Annotated in this window: 14 protein-coding genes; 8 read left to right on the forward strand and 6 right to left on the reverse strand. The window is 63.6% G+C overall.

The features are described 5' to 3' along the window. Window positions 1–4: 4 nt before the first annotated feature. From LNV06_RS06465 to LNV06_RS06475, 3 genes are read right to left on the reverse strand one after another with little or no spacing between them, the layout of a single operon-like run. Window positions 5–934: a branched-chain amino acid ABC transporter permease gene (locus LNV06_RS06465; RefSeq protein ID WP_263537382.1), complete on the reverse strand. Its 930-nt coding sequence runs from the start codon at window positions 932–934 to the stop codon at window positions 5–7. Between the two features lie 20 nt (window positions 935–954). After that, the gene (locus LNV06_RS06470) at window positions 955–1,752 is read right to left on the reverse strand and encodes an ABC transporter ATP-binding protein (RefSeq protein WP_263537383.1); all 798 of its coding nucleotides are present in this window, start codon (window positions 1,750–1,752) and stop codon (window positions 955–957) included. After that, window positions 1,752–3,698 carry an AMP-dependent synthetase/ligase gene (locus tag LNV06_RS06475; protein WP_263537384.1) on the reverse strand — a complete coding sequence of 649 codons (1,947 nt, stop codon included), beginning with the start codon at window positions 3,696–3,698 and terminating at the stop codon, window positions 1,752–1,754. Before LNV06_RS06475 ends, LNV06_RS06470 begins: the two co-directional genes overlap by 1 nt. 228 nt (window positions 3,699–3,926) lie before the next feature. On the opposite strand from LNV06_RS06475, the gene LNV06_RS06480 reads away from it, so the two are divergent. The 4 genes from LNV06_RS06480 to LNV06_RS06495 all read left to right on the forward strand — a co-directional run bounded on the left by LNV06_RS06480 (window position 3,927) and on the right by LNV06_RS06495 (window position 10,318). Continuing rightward, window positions 3,927–4,682, forward strand: coding sequence for a Crp/Fnr family transcriptional regulator (locus LNV06_RS06480; RefSeq protein WP_263537385.1), 756 nt, complete (start codon window positions 3,927–3,929; stop codon window positions 4,680–4,682). A gap of 104 nt (window positions 4,683–4,786) precedes the next feature. Continuing rightward, window positions 4,787–5,806, forward strand: a complete 1,020-nt coding sequence (locus LNV06_RS06485; protein WP_263537386.1) for an SGNH/GDSL hydrolase family protein — start codon at window positions 4,787–4,789, stop codon at window positions 5,804–5,806. Between the two features lie 115 nt (window positions 5,807–5,921). Continuing rightward, window positions 5,922–8,798 carry a DUF2339 domain-containing protein gene (locus tag LNV06_RS06490; protein ID WP_263537387.1) on the forward strand — a complete coding sequence of 959 codons (2,877 nt, stop codon included), beginning with the start codon at window positions 5,922–5,924 and terminating at the stop codon, window positions 8,796–8,798. Further along, a complete protein-coding gene (locus LNV06_RS06495; protein ID WP_263537388.1) occupies window positions 8,795–10,318 on the forward strand; it encodes a DUF3999 family protein in 1,524 nt (507 codons plus the stop codon). The genes LNV06_RS06490 and LNV06_RS06495 overlap by 4 nt, the downstream gene beginning before the upstream one ends. Window positions 10,319–10,327: 9 nt before the next feature. Here LNV06_RS06495 and LNV06_RS06500 read toward each other — a convergent pair whose 3' ends face one another. Beyond that, window positions 10,328–10,927, reverse strand: a complete 600-nt coding sequence (locus tag LNV06_RS06500) for a GNAT family N-acetyltransferase (RefSeq protein ID WP_263537389.1) — start codon at window positions 10,925–10,927, stop codon at window positions 10,328–10,330. Between the two features lie 139 nt (window positions 10,928–11,066). Here LNV06_RS06500 and LNV06_RS06505 point away from each other — a divergent pair, with 139 nt between their 5' ends. The 3 genes from LNV06_RS06505 to LNV06_RS06515 all read left to right on the forward strand — a co-directional run bounded on the left by LNV06_RS06505 (window position 11,067) and on the right by LNV06_RS06515 (window position 18,272). Next, complete coding sequence (locus LNV06_RS06505; RefSeq protein WP_263537390.1) at window positions 11,067–14,018, forward strand: M16 family metallopeptidase; 2,952 nt, start codon at window positions 11,067–11,069, stop codon at window positions 14,016–14,018. A 142-nt stretch (window positions 14,019–14,160) separates the two neighbouring features. Next, window positions 14,161–16,059, forward strand: coding sequence for an oligoendopeptidase F (pepF, locus tag LNV06_RS06510; RefSeq protein WP_263537391.1), 1,899 nt, complete (start codon window positions 14,161–14,163; stop codon window positions 16,057–16,059). Window positions 16,060–16,256: 197 nt separating this feature from the next. Further along, the gene (locus tag LNV06_RS06515) at window positions 16,257–18,272 is read left to right on the forward strand and encodes a sensor histidine kinase (protein WP_263537392.1); all 2,016 of its coding nucleotides are present in this window, start codon (window positions 16,257–16,259) and stop codon (window positions 18,270–18,272) included. A 6-nt stretch (window positions 18,273–18,278) separates the two neighbouring features. On the opposite strand, the gene LNV06_RS06520 is transcribed toward LNV06_RS06515, so the two are convergent. Further along, a complete protein-coding gene (locus LNV06_RS06520; RefSeq protein WP_263537393.1) occupies window positions 18,279–19,262 on the reverse strand; it encodes an aldo/keto reductase in 984 nt (327 codons plus the stop codon). Window positions 19,263–19,475: 213 nt separating this feature from the next. Here LNV06_RS06520 and LNV06_RS06525 point away from each other — a divergent pair, with 213 nt between their 5' ends. After that, window positions 19,476–20,507, forward strand: a complete 1,032-nt coding sequence (locus tag LNV06_RS06525; protein WP_263537394.1) for a PEP-CTERM sorting domain-containing protein — start codon at window positions 19,476–19,478, stop codon at window positions 20,505–20,507. Window positions 20,508–20,532: 25 nt separating this feature from the next. Here the strand turns inward: LNV06_RS06525 and LNV06_RS06530 are convergent, their stop codons facing one another. Beyond that, window positions 20,533–21,489: a hypothetical protein gene (locus LNV06_RS06530; protein WP_263537395.1), complete on the reverse strand. Its 957-nt coding sequence runs from the start codon at window positions 21,487–21,489 to the stop codon at window positions 20,533–20,535. Window positions 21,490–21,732: the final 243 nt, after the last annotated feature.

The raw sequence follows: 21,732 nt of genomic DNA on the forward strand, positions 1-21,732 counted from the left end.
CGGCTCAGACGCGGTCAATGATCTTCTCGCCGAAAAGGCCCTGAGGCCTGATCAGCAAGAACAGCAGCGCCAGCACATAGGCAAACCAGATCTCAATGCCGCCGCCCAAATGCGGGCCGACATAAATCTCGGAGAGCTTCTCGCCCACGCCGATGATGAGCCCGCCGATGATGGCGCCGGGCACCGAGGTCAGCCCCCCCAAAATCACCACCGGCAAGGCCTTCAGCGCCACCAGCGAGAGCGAGAACTGCACGCCCAGTTTGCTGCCCCAGATGATGCCGGCCACCAGAGCGACAAAGCCAGCCACGCTCCAGACGATGACCCAGATGGTGGACAGCGGGATGCCGATGGACTGCGCCGCTTGATGATCATCGGCCACCGCGCGCAGCGCACGGCCGGTGGCCGTCTTCTGGAAGAACAGGGCCAATAGCGCGACCAAGGAAGCGGCGATCAAGGCGGCATAGAGGTCTTCTTTGCTGAGCAGAATGCCGCCTTGGAACAGCGACTCGGCCACGATGATGGGGTCCTTGGGCATGCCCACATCGATCTTGTAAATGTCGTTGCCAAAAAGCGTTTGACCCAATCCGTCGAGAAAATAAGTAATGCCCAAAGTGGCCATCAAAAGCGTGATGCCTTCTTGGTTCACCAGACGCGACAAGACCAGTCGCTCAATCACCCAGGCCACCAACACCATCACCGCAAACGCCGCAACAAAGGCCAGCAGATTGGCCATCAGCTGGTTTTGCACCCCGGTCCACTGCGGAATCCACTCAGCAAAGCGCGCCATCGCCAAGGCGGCGAACAAGACCATGGCCCCTTGAGCGAAATTGAACACGCCCGAGGCCTTGTAGATCAGCACAAAGCCCAAGGCGATGAGCGAATACAACATGCCGGACATTAGCCCACCCATCAGTGTTTCGAGGAAGAATCCCATATCGTCGCTATCGCCTCTGTTCAGTGGCTGGTGCCCAAATAGGCACGGATGACGTCTTCGTTACTCCGCACCTCATCGGGTGTGCCGTCGCCGATCTTCTTGCCGTAGTCCAGCACCACCACCCGGTCGGAGATGTCCATCACCACGCCCATGTCATGCTCGATCAGCACGATGGTGGTACCGAACTCATCATTGACGTCCAAGATGAAGCGGCACATGTCCTGCTTCTCTTCCACATTCATGCCGGCCATGGGTTCGTCCAGCAACAGCACGCTGGGTTCCATGGCCAAGGCGCGGCCCAGATCGACGCGCTTTTGCAAGCCATAGGGCAGGCGCCCCACCGGCGTCTTGCGGTAGGCCTGAATCTCCAGAAAGTCGATGATGCGTTCGACCTTTTCGCGCTGGGCGATCTCTTCACGCTCGGCCGGGCCCCAGCCGAAGGGGTCGCGCAGGGCTTGCCAGAAGAGATTGCACTTCATGTGCAGATTGCGGCCTGTCATGATGTTGTCCAGCACGCTCATGCCTTTGAACAGGGCCAGGTTCTGGAAGGTCCGGGCCACGCCCATCTCGGCCACTTGCCGTGAGTTCATATGCTTGAAGTGCTGGCCGCGAAAGGTGATCTCGCCCTGCTGAGGCTGATACACCCCGTTGATGCAGTTCAGCATCGAGCTCTTGCCGGCGCCATTGGGGCCGATGATGGAGCGGATCTCATGCTCACGCACATTGAAGCTGATGTCGCTCAGCGCCTTCACCCCGCCAAAACTCAAGGAGATGTTCTCGACCTCGAGAATGACCTCGCCAATCTTTCGCTCGGTCATCAGGCTGCCCTCCGAACGGCTGGGAAGGTCTGGGTGTCCGTGATTTTCAAATCCGCCGAAACCGAGCCGCTGCGCCCATCCTCGAACTTCACCGCGGTCTCGATGAACTGCGAGTTCTTGCCGCCGTACAGCGCGTCAATCAGCACGCCATACTTTTCTGCAATCGCGCCACGCCGGACCTTGCGGGTGCGGGTCAGTTCGCCATCGTCCGCGTCCAGCTCTTTGTGCAGGATCAGAAAACGGCTGATCTGGCTGCCGGCCAACATCGCGTCTTCGGCCAGATCGGCGTTGACCTTTTCCACGCAGTCGCGAATCAACTCATACACCTCGGGCTTTTGCGCCAGGTCGGTGTAACCGGCATAGGGCAGATTGCGGCGCTCGGCCCAATTGCCCACCGCGTCAAAGTCGATATTGATGAAGGCGCAGACCTTCTCGCGCCCATCGCCAAAAGCCACCGCCTCCTTGATGTGGGCGAAGAACTTCAGCTTGTTCTCCACATACTTGGGCGCAAACATCGCGCCGTCGTGGGCGCCGCCGCGAATGCGGCCCACGTCTTTGGCGCGGTCGATGATCTTCAGGTGCCCATGGCCATCGATAAAACCGGCGTCACCGCTGTGGTACCAGCCCTCGGGCGTCAAGACCTCGGCCGTGGCCGCCTCGTTCTTGTAATAGCCTTTGAGCAAGCCGGGCGACTTGATCAGGATCTCGCCGCTCTCAGCCAGCTTGATCTCCACCCCTTCGATCGGCACACCCACGGTGTCGGCGCGGGCCTCATGGTCGGGCTGCAAGCAGACGAAAACCGCTGTCTCGGTCGACCCATAAAGCTGCTTCAAATTGATGCCGATGCTGCGATAGAAGCTGAACAGGTCTGGCCCTATGGCCTCACCCGCCGTGTAAGCCACCCGCACCCTGGAGAGACCCAGGGTGTTGCGCAAGGGGCCGTAAATGGCCAGATTGCCTAATGCGTATTTGCAGCGGTCGATGGGGCTCACCGGCTTGCCGTCCATCAGCGCGGGGCCGACGCGGCGGGCCAGGGCCATGCAGCGCCCAAACAGCCAGCGCTTGGCCGCGCTGGCGTCTTCCATGCGAATCATCACGCTGGTCAGCAAGGCCTCAAACACCCGCGGCGGCGCGAAGTAATAAGTGGGGCCGATTTCTTTCAGATCGATGCTGACCGTGCTGGCCGACTCAGGGCAGTTCACCACATAGCCGCAGACCAGCCACTGCGCAAAGCTGAAGATGTTTTGGCCGATCCATGCCGGCGGCAGATAGGCCAGCACCTCTTCTTGCGGTGTCAAATGGTCAAAACGGGCGCCGGCCTGGGCCCGGTCGATCAGGCTCAGATGGGTATGAACCACACCTTTGGGGTTGCCGGTAGTGCCGGAGGTGAAGAACATGGCGGCCACATCTTCGGCTTGCCCAGCCTGCACCTCGGCGGCGAAAAAGCCTGGGGCGGACAAAGCATGCTCTCGGCCTCGGGCGCACAAATCATCCAAAGACGCGAGGCCCGTCTCCGCATAGTTGCGCAGACCACGCGGGTCATCAAACCAGATGGTCTTGAGCTGCGGGCAAGAGTCGCGCAACTCCAGCATCTTGTCGACCTGCTCTTGGTCTTCCACCACGGCAAACGCAATCTCGGCGTTATTGATGGGGAAGACAAACTCGGCCGCCACCGCATCTTGGTAGAGCGGCACCGGGATCGCCCCCAGCGACTGGGCCGCCAACATGGCTGCCGACAAGCGCGGCCGGTTCTCGCCCACCACCACCAAATGATCACCCCGGCGCAGACCGGCCGCCGCAAAGCCATGCGCCATCTCGCGAACCAAGGCCGCCAGCTGGCTCCAGCTCAGCGCCTGCCAGATGCCGTATTCCTTCTCACGCAATGCCGCGGCGTCGGGCCGCTGAGCCGCATGCTCTAACAAGAGCCGGGGGAATGTGCTCACCACCTTGTTTGTCTCCTGATCGGTGATCGGTGCTGGGGCCGTCACTGACAGCGCACTCTGCTCGAAACCGGTGCACCCGCCGCCTCAACACGCTGCGATCCTAGGCTGGACTTTGACGCCATGTTGTCGTTGCAATGACAATCCAAGGGACTTCCCCGCCCCGTGCTTTCCCCTAGCCCCTAAAAGGTGCCTCGTAAGCCTGGCGTCATGTTTTGGCATCGACACTGAGGCATGAGCGCCCCAGACTCCAGCCAAGCCCCTTTGCGTCAACGCGCACGCGCCGCATCAGCACAGGAGTTGGAAGCCATTCCCTGGCTGCTGGTGCTGACGCCCGAGCAGCGCCAAGCCACCATCGCCCAATTGCAAGTGGCCGACGCTGAGGTGGGCGAGCGAGTTTGCAAAATTGGTCGACCGGCTAACTTCTGGTTTGGTGTGATTGACGGCCTGCTGAAGATGAGCAACGACGACTCCAGCGGCCCGGCCATCACCTTCACCGGCATCCCGCCCGGCGGCTGGTTTGGCGAAGGCACCCTGCTCAAGCGCGAAGCCTACCGCTACAACATCCAAGCATTGAGGCGCAGCGTGGTGGCCGGCCTGCCGATCGAAGCCTTTCATCAGCTGCTGGAAACCAGCATCAGCTTCAATCGCTATATGCTGAACCAGCTGAACGAGCGAGTCGGCCAATTCATCGCCGCCCGCGAGATGGACCGCATCTCCGACCCCGATCTCCGCGTGGCCCGCCACCTGGCCGCCTTGTTCCATCCACAGCTCTACCCCCGGGTGGGCGACCACTTGCGCATCACCCAGCAAGAACTCGGCTATCTGGTCGGCCTGTCAAGGCAACGGGTCAACCAAGCCCTGAACCATTTGGCCAGCCAGCAGCTGATCCGTGTGGAATATGGCGGTGTGCGGGTACTTGATCTGAATGGGCTCAGGAATTTCCCCGCCGTACCCTTGCCAAAGCAGCCATCCCCTCTGAGGGGGTGAGCTGTCTGCATGTTTTACCGGTAGGCGCAGATACCAAGTTATGCTAACTTGAGAACTACACATCTCGTTACATCCTTGCTGTCCAAGTCTTTGATCGGAGCGCCATGAAATCCAATCTACTCACACGTGTTCTTGGACTCTCGGCGCTTGCGCTGGGCAGTCTTATTCTCATCCTGCCCACTCAGGCCTTGGCTTACAGCAAGGTCTATGTTTTTGGCGATAGTTTGTCGGACAGTGGCAACAACTCCATCCTCGGCGCCTTTGATCCCACCCAAGTGGTCACCGGCAACAGCTACCTGCCGGGCAATACCTACGCTCCGGCCGGCGGCTACCCGCTCGGCACATACTCGAACGGCCCCGTCTGGGCCACCACCTTTGCGGCAAGCTTGGGTTTGAGTGCTGCCCCCTCTTGGGCGGGCGGCACCAACTATGCCCATGGAGGCGCCCACACCAGCTTGACCGTGCCCGGCCCCATCAGCATGAAAACGCAGATCGGCCTGTTTCTGAACGACACCCACAATGTGGCCGATAGCGATGCGCTCTACATCGTGGCCGGCGGAGGCATCAACGCCCAGATCGCGCTGCAAGCCATGAGCGACCCAACGCTGACGCCGAGCCAGCGCATCAAGATCATTTCCAGCAACGCCAGTAATTACGCCACCGACATCGGTGCCATGGTGGACAGTTTGCAAGCAGCCGGCGCCAAGAATTTTGTGGTCTGGAACTCGCCCAATGTGGGCTTAGCCCCCTTCGCCTCGGTCTACGGCGCTCAAGACACGCTTGATTTGCTGGCCACCACCATGAACGAAGCGCTGGCCTACCGTTTGGCGGACGAGGTCGGCGTCAAGACTTTTGACTTCTACAGCTTCTCCGCCCAGGTCAAGGCTGCCCCTGCCAACTACGGGCTGGTCAACGTGACGGATGCCTGCGGTGCAGCCATCAACAATTGCGACCCGGCCACCGCCATGTTTTGGGATGGCCTTCACCCCAGCGCCAAAGGCCATCAATTGATCGCGGCCGCCATGTTGACCGCCGCCGTACCCGAGCCATCTAGCTACGCCTTGATGGCCGTGGGGCTGGTGATGCTTGGCGGCTTGGCTCGCAGTCGCCGCGCAGACGCTTGATCGCCGACTCTAGCTTCTGCAGAAATGCCTCCAGGCCCCGCTTCGGCGGGGCTTTTTCTTGCCCAGGCGAGACCCCTAGAATCATTTCAATCCAAAAGAGCTGGGAGGCCGCCGGATGAACTGGTTTGCATTGATTGCGGGGCTGGCCGTCGCTTGGTTTGTCGGGCAGTTGTTCGGCGCCCTGGGTGGCTTGGTGGTTCTGGGCGGATTGGGCGGTGTTTTTCTCGGCCAGATTCACAAGCGCTTGGAGCGCCTCGCGACCGAGTTGGCGGCGCTCAAGAAAGCGTCTGCCTCGCCACAAGCCAGCGCTTCAGCCCAGGACATTCCTCTGGCGCCGCCCGTCGTCACGGCAACACCTCAGCCCAGTAAGGCACCGTTCACTGCACTCACGAGCCCGCCGCAAGCCCTGCCCGCAGAAGCTATTCCCGAATTTCCCGAACCCAGGGTGCTTACCCCCACCATGGCGCCTGCGCCGGCCGTAGCCGAGGCCGTTGAAGAGCAAAGCGCAAGCATCACCAGCTCCCTGGGCGCCTCGCTGCTCGCCTGGTTCCGCGGCGGCAACACCATCGTCCGCGTCGGCGTGCTGATCCTCTTCATCGGCGTGGCCTTCTTGCTGCGCTATGCGGCCGAGCACAGCCAGCTGTCGATTGAGCTGCGCCTGGTCGGAGTGGCTCTAGCGGGCCTGGCGCTGACGGGCTTGGGCCTGCGCCTAACGCCCAAACGGCGCGGCTATGGCCTCTCGCTGCAAGGCGCTGGCGTTGGCCTCACCTATCTGCTGCTCTTTGCCGCCTACCGAATCTATGGTGTCTTGCCGGTTGGGCTGAGCTTTGGCCTCTTGGCGGCGCTGGCGGCCGTCACCACCGTGCTGGCGCTGCGGCAGGACGCGCTGGTGCTGGCGGCCCTGGGCTTTGGTGGCGCGTTTCTGGCGCCGGTACTGACCTCCACCGGCCAGGGCAGCCACAGCGCTTTGTTCTCTTACCAACTGCTGCTGAATTTGGCGATCGCCTGGATGGCGCGCCACAAGGCCTGGAAGCTGTTGAATCTGGAAGGCTTTGTGTTCACCTTTGGCATCGGCGCCGCCTGGGGCTACTCGGCCTACAAGCCCGAACTGTTCTGGAGCACCGAGCCCTTTTTGCTGGCCCACTTTCTGCTCTACCTCTACATCACGGTGCAGTACGCGCTGCGCTTGACCGAGGCACGAGCGCAGGACGCTGCGCCCGAGAAGCCCGCGCTTGCGCTGGTCGATGGCAGCTTGCTCTTCGGCCTGCCCATCGTCGCCTTCGGTCTGCAAGCGGCCTTGCTGCGCGGGCAGCCCATGGCCCTGGCCTTCAGCGCCGCCGCCTTGGCCGCTATTTACCTCCTGGTGGGTCAGACCTTGTGGAAGCGCGCTGGCGGCCGGCTCTTGTTGCTGATTGAAGGCATGGTGGCTCTGGGCCTGATCTTCCTCGCCTTGGTCACGCCGCTGGCCTTGGACGCACGCTGGAGCAGCGCGGCCTGGTCGCTGCAAGGCGCCGGGGTGCTCTGGATCGCTTTGCGGCAGCGCCGCTGGTGGGCGGCCGTGCTGGGCCTGCTGCTGCAGGTGGGCGCGGCCTTCAGTTTGGGTCTGGCCCAGCTGCAATCAGGCAGCGCGGCCGGCGGCCATGTGTTCTTCAACAGCATATTCCTCGGCGCGCTCTTGCTGACGCTAGCCTGCGGCTTCAGTGCTTTTTGCTTGCATCGCTTACGGCAACAGAGCGCGGCAGAAGGCGTCGAAAGCAAGAGCAAAGGCCTGGCGCATGGGCTGCGCAGCCCCATGCTCGAAGGCCTGATGCTGGCGATTGCCGCGGCAACGCTGTGGCGCTTCGGCCTGGCGGATTTGTTGGCCTGGGATCAAGGGCGCTTGGATACGCCAGCCTTGGCCTGTCTGTGGAGCGGCTTGCTGGTGCTGGGCCTGGCGCTCAGCCAGCGCTTGCACGGCTGGCCTGGGCTGCGCTGGGTGGAACGCAGCTTGATGACCATCGCCCTGCTCTACTCCGGCGCGGCCTTGCTGGATATGCCGGGGCCCCATATGGCTTGGAATCGCTACTTCCAGGGCTGGGGTCTGCTGGAAGCACTGCTGCTCTTGGCCTTGGGCCTGTGGCGCTTGGCTGCCGCTTCGCAAGCGTCTTCTGAAAGCAAAATCGAACGCCGCAGCTTGGCTTTGGAACATCTGCTGCTGGCCTGGTATGCCGTGCTGCAAGGGGGCTTCTTCCTCTACACCCTGGCCTCGGAGCTGATCAAACGCCACGAGGGCTGGACGCCGGCGGCCGCCATCGTGCTGCCCACCTTACTCGGCCTGGGCCTGCTGGCGCGCCTGCATGCACAGCGCTGGCCGATGCGCGCGCAAGACGGCTTGCAAACCGCCTACCAGCGCGGCTTGCTGCAACCGGGCTGGCTGCTGCTCTTGATCTGGGTCTGGCTGGTCAATGTCTTTTGTGATGCCGCCATGGCACCGCTGCCCTATCTGCCGCTCTTGAACCCGCTCGACCTGGCCCATGGCTTGGTGCTGATTTATGGGCTGAAGCTGTGGCGACAGCTAGGCCCTAGCCCCGCGCGCTTGATGCAAGTGCTGGCCCTGGGCGCGGCCTTTTGGTGGCTGAACTCGCTGCTGGTGCGCAGCCTGCATCACTGGGCTGACACGCCGATGTGGCTCTACGGCGCACTCGAATCCGCGCCGGTGCAAACCGGTTTGAGCGTTTTGTGGACGATCTGCGCCTTGCTCACCATGCTCTGGGCCACACGCCGCGCGCCAAGCGGCCTGGCTCGCCCGGTCTGGATGGCGGGGGCGGTCTTGTTGGGCGTGGTGGTGCTGAAACTCTTCCTGATCGACTTGTCCCACCTGGGCAGCTTGCAGCGCATCATTTCCTTCCTGGCGGTGGGGGGCTTGATGCTGGTGATCGGCTATGTCTCGCCGCTGCCACCTAGCGCAGCGCCTCCTGCCCCCAAATCTGCACCCAAAGCCAGCCCACCATGAAGCCCGCTTCTCGATTTCTGCTGAAGTTCTCTTCCGGGGTTTTTGCTCTCGTGGCGACAACGGCCGGGGCCGTCGGCCCCAGCACAAGCGATCAACCGAGCCTGTACGCCCAGCATGCAGCCATCCGCTTGGCGCCGGCCGAAGGCTTGCAAAGGCTCAGCCTACCCTGGGCCGTCTTACAGGCTTCGCGCAGCCCAGGCTTGGCCGATGTGCGAATTTTTGATGCCCAGGGGCAGGTCTTGCCCATGGCCTGGGCCAAGACCGCGCCGGCCGCAGAACTGCAGCGCGAGCTGCCCCTGCCACGCTTTGCCTGGCCGGAAAGCCCGGCCAGCCGCTCGGGCCAGGGCGAGCTGCAAATTCGCCTGCACTCGAATGCCGAAGGCACGCTGCTGAGCGTGCAAGCCGGCGCCAGCAGCGTGCCTGCTACCGCCCAGCAAAGCCCAAGCGGTCAGCCCGCCACGGCCAAGACCTGGTTGCTGGATTTGAGCGCCCTGCAGTCCAGCGCAAGAGCCGATGAACACATCAGCCGCCTCAGCCTGGACTGGCCGACGCGCACTGGCGGACTGAGCACGCAGCTGAGGGTCGAAGCCAGCGCGGATGCGCAGCAGTGGCAGGCTATCACCGAGGCACGGCTGCTGGACTTACCGCCAGGCATTCCACAAAGCAGCACAAATGCAGGCTTCAGCATCAAAAGCCTGAGCTGGCCGCTACAGCCGAATGCCGTCGCCCTGCCCCGTTATCTGCGTCTGCAGTTCGACACCGCGCTCAGCTTGAGCCGCAGCGACATCACGCTGAGCCGAAGCCACCCCGCGGCCGCGCCGCAGCAAGCCATGGTTCGCTTCGATCCGGTGGCGGCCAAGCCTGGCCAAGCCCCGCAATGGACGAGCGATCTGCAGGGCCGAATGGCGCCGCTGGCCCTGAGCGTGCCATTGCCGGAAGTGAACAGCTTGCTGAACCTGCGCCTGGAGCAACGCAATCGGGAAGACGAAGCCTGGCGGCCAGTGAGCCAGTTCGTCGCCTGGCGCTTGCTGCGCGCGGGGGTGGACAGCAGCGCTCCGGCCCACACGCTGCAGGCTGAGCCAGCGCGCTACTGGCGCTTGATGGGCGATGCCTCAGCCGGCGCGCTGGCCGCCCAGCCTTTAACCCTGCAATGGCAGTGGCAAGCGCCGCAGTTGGTCTTGCTCGCCCGCGGTGCTCAGACGCCGGCCGATGCGGCGCCAGGCTTGCGGCTCAGCGTCGGCCGCGAAGCTGCCGCGCCCGCGGCCCGGCCGCTGGTCGGCCTGATTCCCGGCTATCAAGACGGCGATGAATTCAAACTGCCCGAAGCCCAGCACGGCGCGCTGCAGCCACAGCCGGAACCCGGCATGAAGGAGCGGCTGGCGCAACTCGCCAAGCCCGAGGCAGAAACCCTGCGGCGCGGAGCGCTGTGGGCGGTGCTGATCCTCAGCGTAGTGGGACTGGGCTGGATGGCGCGGCGTCTGCTGCGGCAGACGGCCTCCGCTGAGTCCGGGCAGCGCTGATGTTTTGCTTTAGGCGCCGAAAGGCGTGGGCTCAGGCTTGAGCTTAGGCGCGGCGGCAAAGGCGGCGGCCGTGATTTCATAAAGCAGATTGGGCGCTTGGCCCGGCACATCGGCCAAAGAGGCTTTCAGATGCAGGCCGATGCGCTCCAAAGTTTTGCGCGAGGGCATATTGGCCGGCTGCACCAGGGCCAGCACGGCCGGCGCCCGCAAATGCTCAAAGGCCAAGGCCAGCGCGGCCAAGGCCATCTCCGAAGCGTAGCCCTGGCCCCAGGCCTGCGGACGGAAACGGAAGTAAAGGCTCAGGCCTTGCTGGCCGTCAATGCGCTTGGACATCAGGCCGCCAAAGCCCAAGACCTGCTCGGGCTGCGTGCGCAAAGCAATCGCCCAGTAGCCAAAGCCTTCGGTCTGCCAATGGCGCTGCCAACACTGCAAGAGCTCTTGGGCGGCCTCGCGAGTGCTCAGCATGGCGGCGGCGTTGAAGCGATTGACCGTGGGATCGGCCTGAATCTCGAACATGGCCTCCAGATCGCTGTCTTGAGGTGGGCGCAAGACCAGACGCTCGGTGTCCGGCGAAAACAGCTTCGCCCCACGCAACTCGTTCAAGACCATGAACACTCCTCCCCCAGAACTGTGAAAATCTAGTGAAAACCCTAGGTTAAGGGTAGTCCCGAAGGCCGGGCTTGATCTACCCCCTATCCAAAGGGCGGCTGCGGTTCTGGCGCAACACTTCACCCCCAGAATGCAGGGCATGACGCCGATAACCCAGCCAATGCAGCCCAAGGCAGGCCCCCACCGCGAGCGCCGTGCCAGACCCGCCACTGCTGGGCTGACCCTGTTTTTTGCTCTGTGCCTGGGCGCGGTACCGGGCCTGTTGCAGGCGCAAATCAGCACGAGCCCAACGCCGCGCGAGCTGCGCACAGTCGGAGGCATCAGCGAGTACCAATTTGCCAACGGCTTGCGCCTGCTTTTGATGCCAGTCAGCGCACACGCCCTGACGCGGGTGACGGTCACCTACCGCGTTGGCAGCCGCCACGAAGGGCCGGGCGAGGCCGGTATGGCCCATTTGCTGGAGCACCTGACTTTCCGCGGCAGCCGGCAGGCACCCGAGCTGGCGGCGGAGTTGCAGCAGATGCAAGTGCGCTGGAATGGCACCACCACCCTGGACCGCACCAACTACCTCAGCAGCTTCAGCCCCGACACGCCCACGCTGCGTCGGGTGCTGCAGCTCGAAGCAGCCCGCATGCAAGACGCCTTGCTCAACGCGGCAGACTTCGAGAAAGAAAAACCCATCGTGCTGAACGAAATGGGGCTGCGCGCAAGCGCCCTACCTCAGCAGTTGAACCACGCGCTGCAGGCCAGTGCCTTTCGCCAGCACCCTTATGGCCGGCCGGTGATTGGCTTTCGCGCCGACATCGAGACCTTGTCGCTGCAACGCTTGCAGGCCTTTTACGCGCGCCACTACCGCCCGAGCCAAGCGGTGGTGATGATCTCCGGCGCGTTTGACCCGGTCGCCGCGCTGGAGGCTGCGGGGCAGGCCTTTGGTTCGCTCGCCGATACCTCCCGCACTGACGATGACCCCGAGGAAATCGCCGCCGAGCCCACCCAGCAAGCGCCGCGTCTGAGCACCGTGCGCAGCGGCCAAACCGCACTGGCCGTGGGCTTTCGCACCCCCGGCATGGCGCACGCCGATGCAGCGGCCTTGATGGTCTTGGGCCAGCTGCTGCAGGCTGCCAGCATGCGCTGGGTGCAAGAGCCGCCGCTGAGCGGCCAAGCCCGCCTGCTGCAAGCCATGCCGCTGAGCCGCGACCCGAATCTGCTGGGCTTGGCCCTGCTGCTGCCAAACAGCGCCAGCGACTCGGCCGCCAGCCGCCGTGAGCTGGAGAGCATTGAGGACCGCTGGCTGCTCAGCCTGGGTCAGTTCGCCGACCCGCAGCGCCTGGGCGACGCGCTGGTGCAGCGCGTCGCGCTGGAGACGGCCAGCCAGCTGCGCCGCCAGTTGCAAGACCCGGAGCAGGCGGCCCAGCTGATCAGCCATGCGATTGGCGCGGGCGACTGGCGCTTGCCCTTCAAGCTGCTGGATGCCTTGCCGGGCTTGCGCGCCTATGACGTGCGCCGTGTCGCCGCCCACTATGTGCGGCCGGAGAACCGCATGCTGGTGCGTGCCGTCACCGATGCCAGCCTGCGCAGCAGCGAAACCGGGGACGCACCGCAGGGCTTTTTCGCCAGCCTGTTTGCCAAGCCCGCCGAAGTGACCACGGTAAAGGATCCCTCGCAAGGCATGGAGCGCATCAAGTCCGGCGGCGCCCTGCTCTCGCCCAGCAACAGCCGCCCTGCCACCGCTGCCGAGGCTCAGCCCTTTGACACCGACCCGGCGGCGCTTGAACAGCGGGTGAAGCGCCTGCAGCTGCCCAGCGGCATCCATTTGGCCCTGCTGCCCAAGGCCAACCCTTTTGACGAAGTAACGCTGCTGCTGCAACTGCGCTGGGGCCGGGCCGAAGATATGGCCAGGCTGCAGGCTTGGCGGCCGCTGGCAGCGATGCTGGAAGATGGCGCGGGCCGCCGCAATGCGGCCGAGATCCGCCAGCTGCGCCAGCAACTGCAGGCCGACATCCGGGTGCAAAGCGGGCCGCAGGGTCTACAACTGCGCCTGAGCACCCGCCGCGCCCATTTGCTGTCGGCCCTGGAATTGGTGCGCGACTTGCTGCGCGAGCCGCGCTTGAATGACGCCGCTTTTGAGCGCGCCCGGCAGACGGCCTTGGCCTCGCTGGAGCCCGCGGCGCGCGAATCGGTGGGCACGGTGCAAGAGCGGCTGCGCCGCTATCTGAACGAACAGCAAGGTCTGCTGCCCAGCACCCCGGACTATCAGCCTTCAGCCGCCGAGTTGCTGCAGATCTGGCGTGAGCTGCAGCCCGAGCAGGTGCGCGACTTCCATCGCCGTTTTTGGTCCGCCAAGCAGGCCCAGGTGGCGGTGGTGGGCGCTCTGCCTGAGCCTCTCACTGAAGCCTTGGCGGCGCAAATTGAAACCCTGTTCGGGGACTGGCAGTCCGCTGATTCAACGCCTTATGAAGCCCATCGCCCGGCGCACCGGGCCGTGATGGGCGCACGCTTTATCGCCACCCAGGCGGCCGGCCAGGCGCCGCAGGAAAGCTCGGCCCAGATTCTGATGCAGCAGGCCTTCGCCATGAAGCGCCATGACCCGGACTACAGCGCACTGCTGCTGGGCACGCGAGTGCTGGCCGGCAAAGGCGAGGCCAATGGCTCGCGCTTGGCCGAGCGCCTGCGCCAGCAAGAAGCCATCAGCTACTCGGTCAGCGCTCATCTGCAAGTGCCCACTCAAGGCGACCGGGCGCGCTTCAGCATTCAGGCCAGTGGCGCGCCGGCCATGGCGGGGCGGCTGGAAGCGGCCATGCATGAGGAGATCCAGCGGCTCTTGCAAGAGGGCCCGAGCCTTGCGGAGCTCGAACGTGTGCGCCGCCAGTTGCTTGCCGATCTGCGCCAGCAGCGCAGTCAAGACGGTTTTCTCGCCGCCAGCCTGCTGGCGCAGTTCGACTCCCAGCGCAACTTTCTCAGCGAAGAAGGCGCCGAGGAAGCACAGCTGCTGCAAGTCACGCCCGCCCAAGTGCTGCGGGTCTTGCGCCAAGCGCTGGCCGCGCCGGGCTGGGTCACGCTGATCACCGGCGCACCCAGCAGCGCGCAGTAGGCAAAAAAACGCGTCAGCATGACCAACGGTGGCTGCGCGCGGACGCGGCACAATCACACGCCCCTGCAGGCCCTCAAGCCGAGGCTCAGGGCACAAGACAAGAAGACCTCTGACACCTCAGCCACAAGCGAAGAGACCGCCGATGAAACCTTCCGCAATTGCCCTTGCTGCAGCGCTGACGCTGCTGAGCGCCGCTGGCGCTAGTGCCGCCCCCGCATCCACTGCTGCCACCACGCCGGCCGCCGCAGCCACCACCCCGGCCCCCAGCGCGCAGATCTGGGACTTGAGCCAGCTCTATGCCAACGAGCAGCAATGGGAAGCCGAGCGCCAAGCCTTGGTGGCCGAGTTCACCAAGGTCAAAGCGGTGCAAGGCACGCTGGGCAATAGCCCCAAGGCCATGCTGGCCGGCTTGGACCTGCTGTCCGGTCTGCAGCGCCGCCTGGCCCGTCTGCACTCCTACGCCAGCATGAAGGCGGACGAGAACACCCAGCTCACCGAGCACCAGTCGCGCCGCCAGATGGCCGACTCCACCTACAACCAGTACGGTGAAGCCAGCTCCTTTGTGAACGCCGAAGTCGCCGCCATCGGCCGCGCCAAGGTGGAGGCCTTCATCGCCGCCGAGCCGGGCCTGACCAAGCACCGCCAGTCGCTGCAGACCATGTTGCGCATGGCCGAGCACACGCTGAGCCCCAAGGAAGAAGCGCTGCTGGCCGCCTCCAGCGAAGCGCTGCAACAGCCCGGCCAGATCTACAACCTGCTGACCAATGCCGACCTGCCCTGGCCCAAGCTGAAGATTCGCGGCAAGACCGTGGTGCTGGACCAAGAACAATACGTCGCCTACCGTTCCGACCCGGATGCCAAGGTGCGCAGCCAAGTCTTCAACGCCTTCTGGCCGGTCTACAAATCCTATGAGCGCACCCTGGGCGCCATTTATGCCGCCAATCTGCGCGGCACCGTTTTCAACGCCAAGGCCCGCAACTACCCCTCCAGCGTGGCGATGGCTCAGGCCGAATACAACGTGCCCGAGGCGGTCTACCGCACCCTGGTGCAAGAAGCCAATGCCGGCCTGCCGGCCCTGCACCGCTATCTGCAATTGCGCAGCAAGGTGCTGAAGCTGAAGCAAGCGGGCTACCAAGACATGTATGTGCCGCTGGCCAAGCCCTCGGGGCAGTACAGCCAGGCCGAGGCCGAGGCCCTGACGCTGGCCGCACTGAAGCCGCTGGGCGAGGACTACACCCGCCAGCTGGGCGCCGCCTTCAAGCAGAACTGGATGCACTCGCTGCCGCAGCGCGGCAAGCGTTCGGGCGCCTATATGAACGGCTCGGCCTACGATGTGCACCCCTATCTCTTGATGAGCTACAACGGCGACTACAACAGCGTCTCGACGCTGGCGCATGAGTGGGGCCACGCGATGCACACGGTGTACTCGAACTCGCAGCCCTTCGAGACCTCGGGCTACGCCACCTTCATCGCCGAGATCCCGTCCACTGCCAATGAGCTGCTGCTGGCCGACTACATGGTGGAGAACGCAAAAACTCGCGACGAGAAGATCTTTGCGCTGAGCCAGCAGCTCGAGAACCTGCGCTCCACCTTCTTCCGCCAAGCCATGTTTGCCGAGTTCGAACTGGCTTCGCATGAAGCCGCCGAGAAGGGCGAGCCCATCACCGGCGAAGGCTTGAGCAAGATCTATCTGGACCTGCTCAAGCGTTACCACGGTGACGCCCAAGGCGTGGTCAAAATCGATGAGCTCTACGGCATCGAGTGGGCGTACATCCCGCACTTCTACCGCGACTTCTACGTTTATCAGTACGCCACCTGCGTCAGCGCGGCGGCCTTCTTCGCCGAAGGCATCGCCAAGGGCGACACCAATCTACGTGAGCGTTATTTCGCCATGCTCAAGGCCGGCAGCTCGGCCGACCCCTATCCGCTGACCCGCGCTGCCGGTCTGGACCTGGCCTCACCCGAGCCCTACCGCGCCCTGGTGCGGCGCATGAACCGGGCGATGGATCAGCTCGAAACCCTGCTGGCCAGCAAGCCCTGAGGCCACAGTCCTGCGCCGGGTCGAGCGACGCCACAGTCGCCTGAGCCGGCGCCGCAGTTCTGGCTGTTCGCGCAGCTTTTGCCTGCGCAGTGCTGCTATCCTTCCCGACAGGGCGGACATTAAGATCGACCAGATCGATTCAAGCGACCGATCACACGGGCCTCGTTTGCAAAAGCATGGAAGAACAGGCTGCCCCCATGGACAAGCCCTCGTCGGGCCATCCACAAGACAGTTTTTCAGACGCGCTCCGGTGTCTGGATGCCGATATTGATAGCGGCCAGCAGGCCCAGGTTCTGGCCGCCTTGCAGGCCCTGCGGCAACACCCGCCCAGCAGCCCCGGCAATCTCATCCGCCTGGAGGCCCGCGAGTTACGCCACAAGCTGAGCCAGGACATCGACCAAGCCATGGTCGACCAGGCTTTTGCACTGGTCGACCGGGCCGAGCAATTGCATGAACGTGAGCATGCGCCCTACCCGCTCGCCGACGTCTTGACTTGTCTGGCACGCCTGCAAAGCAAATCGCATCTGAGCGCTTTGGCCCTGGCCTCGCTGGGTCGAGCAGAAACGCTGTACGAGTCGCTGCAAGACCAAGAGCAGCTGTTTCGCTGCCTCAATCTGACGGCCAAGATCCTGCATGACGCTGAGATGTACCAAGAGGCGGTGGACCGCTTGGAGCCCTGGGCCCGCGACGCAGAGAGACTGGCTCGACTCAGTACCGAGCAGCGCTACAGCTTGCTGGTCAATTTGGCGGCCGCGTATTCCTTCCTGGATCGCGCCGCCGAGGCCACTTACTGGCAAGAAATTCTCTATGCCGAGGCCTTGACGCTGGAGCAACCGGCCCGACTCTTTCGTGACGCGGTCAACCTCGCCAATCAACGCTTGTGGACCGGGCATCTGGACGAAGCCCGCCGCCTGCTGGCCGTGGCCGAGGCCACCCACAGCGCTCACCCCATCAGCAAAGACCAGCAGACCTTTTTGCTGCAGAACAAGGCCTTGATCGCCTGGAAGGCCAAGCAGTACAGCGAGGCCATTGCGCTATTTCACCAAGCCCGAGACAACGCTCGCGCCCAGTCGCAATGGCCAATTCTGGGCCGAGCCCTGCGCCGCCGCGCCGAATGCGCCGAGGAGGCCGGTTTTCTGGAAGAAGCCCTGAGCGCACGCAAGGAACAGTTGGAGCTGACGCAGTCGCAGCTGCGCGCCATGCGCATCAACAACAGCAACAGCATGCTGGGCATGCTGGACCACGCCCGCACCCAGGCGCAGAACGAATACCTGCGCAAACATGGCAATCAGCTGGAGCTGGAGTTGGCCGAGCGCAACCGCCAGCTCAACGCCAGCTTGCTGCGCCTGCAGGGTGAGATTGAAGTGCGCCGCCGGGCTGAAGCCGATTTGCAAGAAGCCCGCGATGCCTTGGAGATCAAGGTCGAGGAACGCGGGCGGGAACTCGAACACGCCATGCGCCTGCTGCTGGAACGCGAGAAGCAACTGGCCTTGGGGCATCTGGTGGCCGGTGTGGCCCATGAACTGAACACCCCCATCGGCAACGCGCTGCTGGCCACCAGCACCATGAGCGACAGCCTGCACAGTCATCGACAAGCGTTTGAAGAGAATCGACTGCGCCGCCAAGACCTGACGCAACTGCACAAGGAACTGGCCCTGGGCCTGGACATTGCAGACCGCAGCCTGGTCAAGGCGGCCGATCTGGTCGGCCGTTTCAAGGCGCTGGCGATCGAACAGTCCAGCGCGCAGGTGCTGGACTTCAAACCACAGCAGGTGATCGACAACACCTTGGCCGTGATGGCCCCCGCCCTGCGCGCCCAACAAGTCGAGCTTGAGTGCCAGGAACTGCCCACGCTCACCTTGCGCGGCGACCCCGGCGCACTGGGTCAGGTCTTGGCCCAGCTGATCGAGAACAGCCTTGTTCACGGCTTTGAAAACAGCGCAGCGCAGCGCCGTTTGATGATCTCAGGCGCCGTTGATCAGCAAGGTTATGTGCTGTGCGTGGAAGACAATGGCAAAGGCATCGAAGCCGAACATCTGGCGCGGGTCTTCGATCCCTTTTTCACCACCCGCCTCGGTCAGGGTTCCTCAGGTCTGGGCCTGCACATGGTCTATCGCTTGGTGACCCAGAGCCTGAAGGGCCAGATCCGACTGCACAGCGCGCCCGGCTCGGGCTGCCGGGTGGAGCTGAGCTTGCCGCTGAATGCGGCCTGAGCCGACTCAGGGCAGCGCACGACCTCGTGCTGACAAATAGAGCTGATACCAGAGCTCCCGGCTGAGCGAAAGCTGCTGCGCCTCGGCGCAAGCGCGGATGCGGGCCGGATCGCTGCTGCCGATCACCGCTTGAATGCCGGCCGGATGACGCAGCAGCCAAGCCAGCACCAGCGCCTCGCGGGAGACACCTTGTTGCGCCGCCAAGTCCGCCACCAAGCGCGCCGTGGCCTGCACCGCGACGGGCGCATCGGCCGGCGCGGCACCGCTGTAAAGCCCGCGCGCCAAGGCGCCCCAGGCTTGCAGTTCCACACCTTCGCGCTGGCAGAAGTCCAGCGTGTCGCCCCACGCCGAGGCGGCAGGCACAGCCTGCCCATCGTTGAAGCAGGTGCCAGAGTCCAGCCAATCGCGCTTGAGCAAGCTCATCTCCAGCTGATTGGCCGCCAAGGGCTCACCGATGGCGGCGCTGATCATGCGCATCTGCGCCGCATGCATATTCGACACCCCCAGCCGCCCGACCTTGCCTGCAGCCTTCAGGCGCGTCCAGGCTTCGGCCAACTCGGCTGCCTCCATCAAGGGGTCGGGCCGATGCAGCAGCAAGACCTCGAGGTGATCGGTGTGCAAGCGCTTCAGGCTGGCCTCGACGCTGGCCAGGATGTGCGCGCACGACAAGTCATAACGCTGCGGGCTTGTAGCATCGGCAAAACGGATGCTGCACTTGCTTTGCAGTTGCAGGCGGGCGCGCAAGGAGGGCTGACGCTTGAACAGTTCGCCAAAGCTTTGCTCGGCCTTGCCCAAGGTGTAGATGTCGGCATGGTCGAAGCGGGTGATGCCCACGGACAAGGCGGCCTCCACGGCGGCCTGCGCCTTGGCGATATCGGCCTCACTCAGCGGCTGCGAGTCCCAGCCGCCCCCTAAGCCCATACAGCCCAGGATCAAACGGGAGGACGACGAAGATGAAGAGGAGGTGGATGGGGATGAGGTTTCAGGCATCACAGCAGGTCTCACTCGATGAAAGGCACATGCTATCGCTTGCCGAGACATGCATTGACTCGCTAATCGCCCGCGTGAGTCTGCAATGAGCGCTCACTGAGCCCGCATTGAGCCGACGGGCTCATGCCCGGCGCTTCAAGCGACGCGACCCTGTCATCGCCAAGGCCTAGGGTTCAACTTTGTCCTAAGCACTCAACCGGAGGCCTTTTCATCATGCACAGCCGCTCGACTTCCCCCTGCCCATCGCGACTCAACCCTGCCAAACAGCTTGGCGCTGTTGTCGGCCTGGCCTTGGCCACGGCCATGAGCCCGGCCTTGGCCGCCCAAGACTCGCAAAACTGGCAACTTGCTGATGTGCAGGCCTTCTATCTGCATCAACCGCCGGGCTCATTCACCGGCATCTACCGCAGCCAGGGCATGGCGGTGAATGGCAATGAGTTTGTGTTCTCCTGGCAGTACGGGCTGGAACGCAGCGACGCCAATTTCAATTCGCTGCAGCGCAATTCCAACCTGTCGATCACCGGTCAGCTGAGCCCAGGCATCCCAATGCCCTTGCTGGCCCAAGGCCTGGACCATATCGGCGACATCGATGTGCACGACGGCATCATCTACGCCTCGCTGGACAACACCCACGGCTACAAGCAGCCCCATGTCGCCCTCTTCAACGCCGCCGATCTGAGCTACACCGGCAAAAGCTACCAGCTTGCCGGCACGGCCGCCAACCCGAATGATGATCTGGCCAGCTGGGTCGCGGTGGATGCCGCGCGAGGCTATGGTTATGGCAAGGAATGGCGCAATGGCAACACGATCAATGTCTACAACTTGAACGACTGGAGCTTCAGCCACACCCTCCAACTGGACAGCTCGCTGAGCCGCATCCAAGGGGCCAAGGTGGTGGGCGACTGGCTCTATATGGCCTCGGACAACGCCAATCAAACCATTTACCGCAGCCACCTGCTGACCGGCCATGTCGAAGAAGTGTTGAACATTCCTAAGCCCGAGGGCGACTTGGAGATTGAGGGCATTGCCCTACGCCAGAACAGCAATGGCTCGCTGGACATGTATGTGGAGTTGATCGTCGACCCAGATCGCAGCGACCAATCGCTGAGCAACCCGAATCTGCACGTCAACCTCTACCACTACCAGCTCGCCGCCGCTGTGCCGGAGCCGCAAAGCTACGCCTTGCTGCTGGGTGGACTGGGCTTGCTGGCGGGGCTGCGGCGCAAGCGCGCGACACCGCAGTAAATCAAGAGGCGCTAAAGCCTAGCGCCTAGATCCATTTGCGCCGCGATCGGCTGCCTGTGCGGGAGCTAGATCGCGAGCTTGAATTTGAGCTGGAGCGCATCCCGGAATGAGTCCCGGAACGCTCGGACCGCCGCACACCGATCCGCGCGGCGGTATCTGTGAGCGAGTTGCTGGAGCTGGAACTAGAGCTAGAGCGACTGGAAGCGCGCCGAGACTCGCCGGCCGCCCGCACCGCTTTCAATTGCCGCCCCGCCTGCAGGCGCAGCATCGCTCGGGTCGCATGGAACAGAGCCAGCAGCACGCCCGCGCCAATCGCCCAGGGTGTGATCTCGTCGATCAGCTGGCTCACCAGCAGAGAGGCTCGCATGGAGTCCGCCCTGATTTCTGCATCCGAGCGAGGGCGGTCATTCGCAGAGCTATCCCCGTAGCGCTTGTTTTGGCCCTCTTCGATGCGCCGGCTCAGACTCGCCAGTTCGGCTGAATGGTCGTCTTGAATGCTCGCCAAATGCCCGCCGGTGACCTGATGCAACTCAGCGCGCACCCCTTGCAAGACATTTTTGACATCGGCGACGATCTCCAGCTCCTTCACGGCGCTGCGCATGAGCTCATGTTCAGACCCCTGCTCGCGCCGCAACTGTGTTGCGCCTACGCCCAACACTGACTCTGCAGCGGCAGCAGTCGCATGCGAATGCTTCGATACATCGCCCAGCAGCTCATTCATCGGCGCCACCGAACTGGCCTCGTCCAGGTTTTGCAGCTTGGCAGACAGGTGGCTCGCAGCCGCAGGCTGAACCCGGTGGGCGTGGGCGTGGCCGTGGCCGTGGCCATGGCTGTTGGCGCTGGCACTGAGACTGGCGCTCAGCGGGCTCAGCTCGCTCGACTCTTGGCCTGATGAAATCAGCACCGGCATGGCATACGCGGCCGGGCCTGAAATCAGGCATGCCAGCCACAGCAGACCTTGAAGTCCGTGCTTGTTCGTCACCCTTGCGATCTGCGCCACCCATCCGAAATCAATGCCACATCATTCTATGCGGGGGGCTTGGCGAGCAGCAGCCCCGCAGATACGGGGGATGCTAAACCTCAAAAAGTGCGGCTGTACAAAAAATCAGTCCCATCACCCCAAGCCCACATGCCCGCATACCCGCCAAAGGCAGCGACGCGGCAAACCCGGTGCTTGCAAGAAAACGGCGCACCCATATACTGTATAAAAATACAGTTAAATGAC

Origin of the sequence: Paucibacter sp. Y2R2-4 (genome assembly GCF_025717535.1) — a bacterium.
In the GTDB taxonomy this organism is placed as follows: Bacteria; Pseudomonadota; Gammaproteobacteria; order Burkholderiales; family Burkholderiaceae_C; genus Paucibacter_A.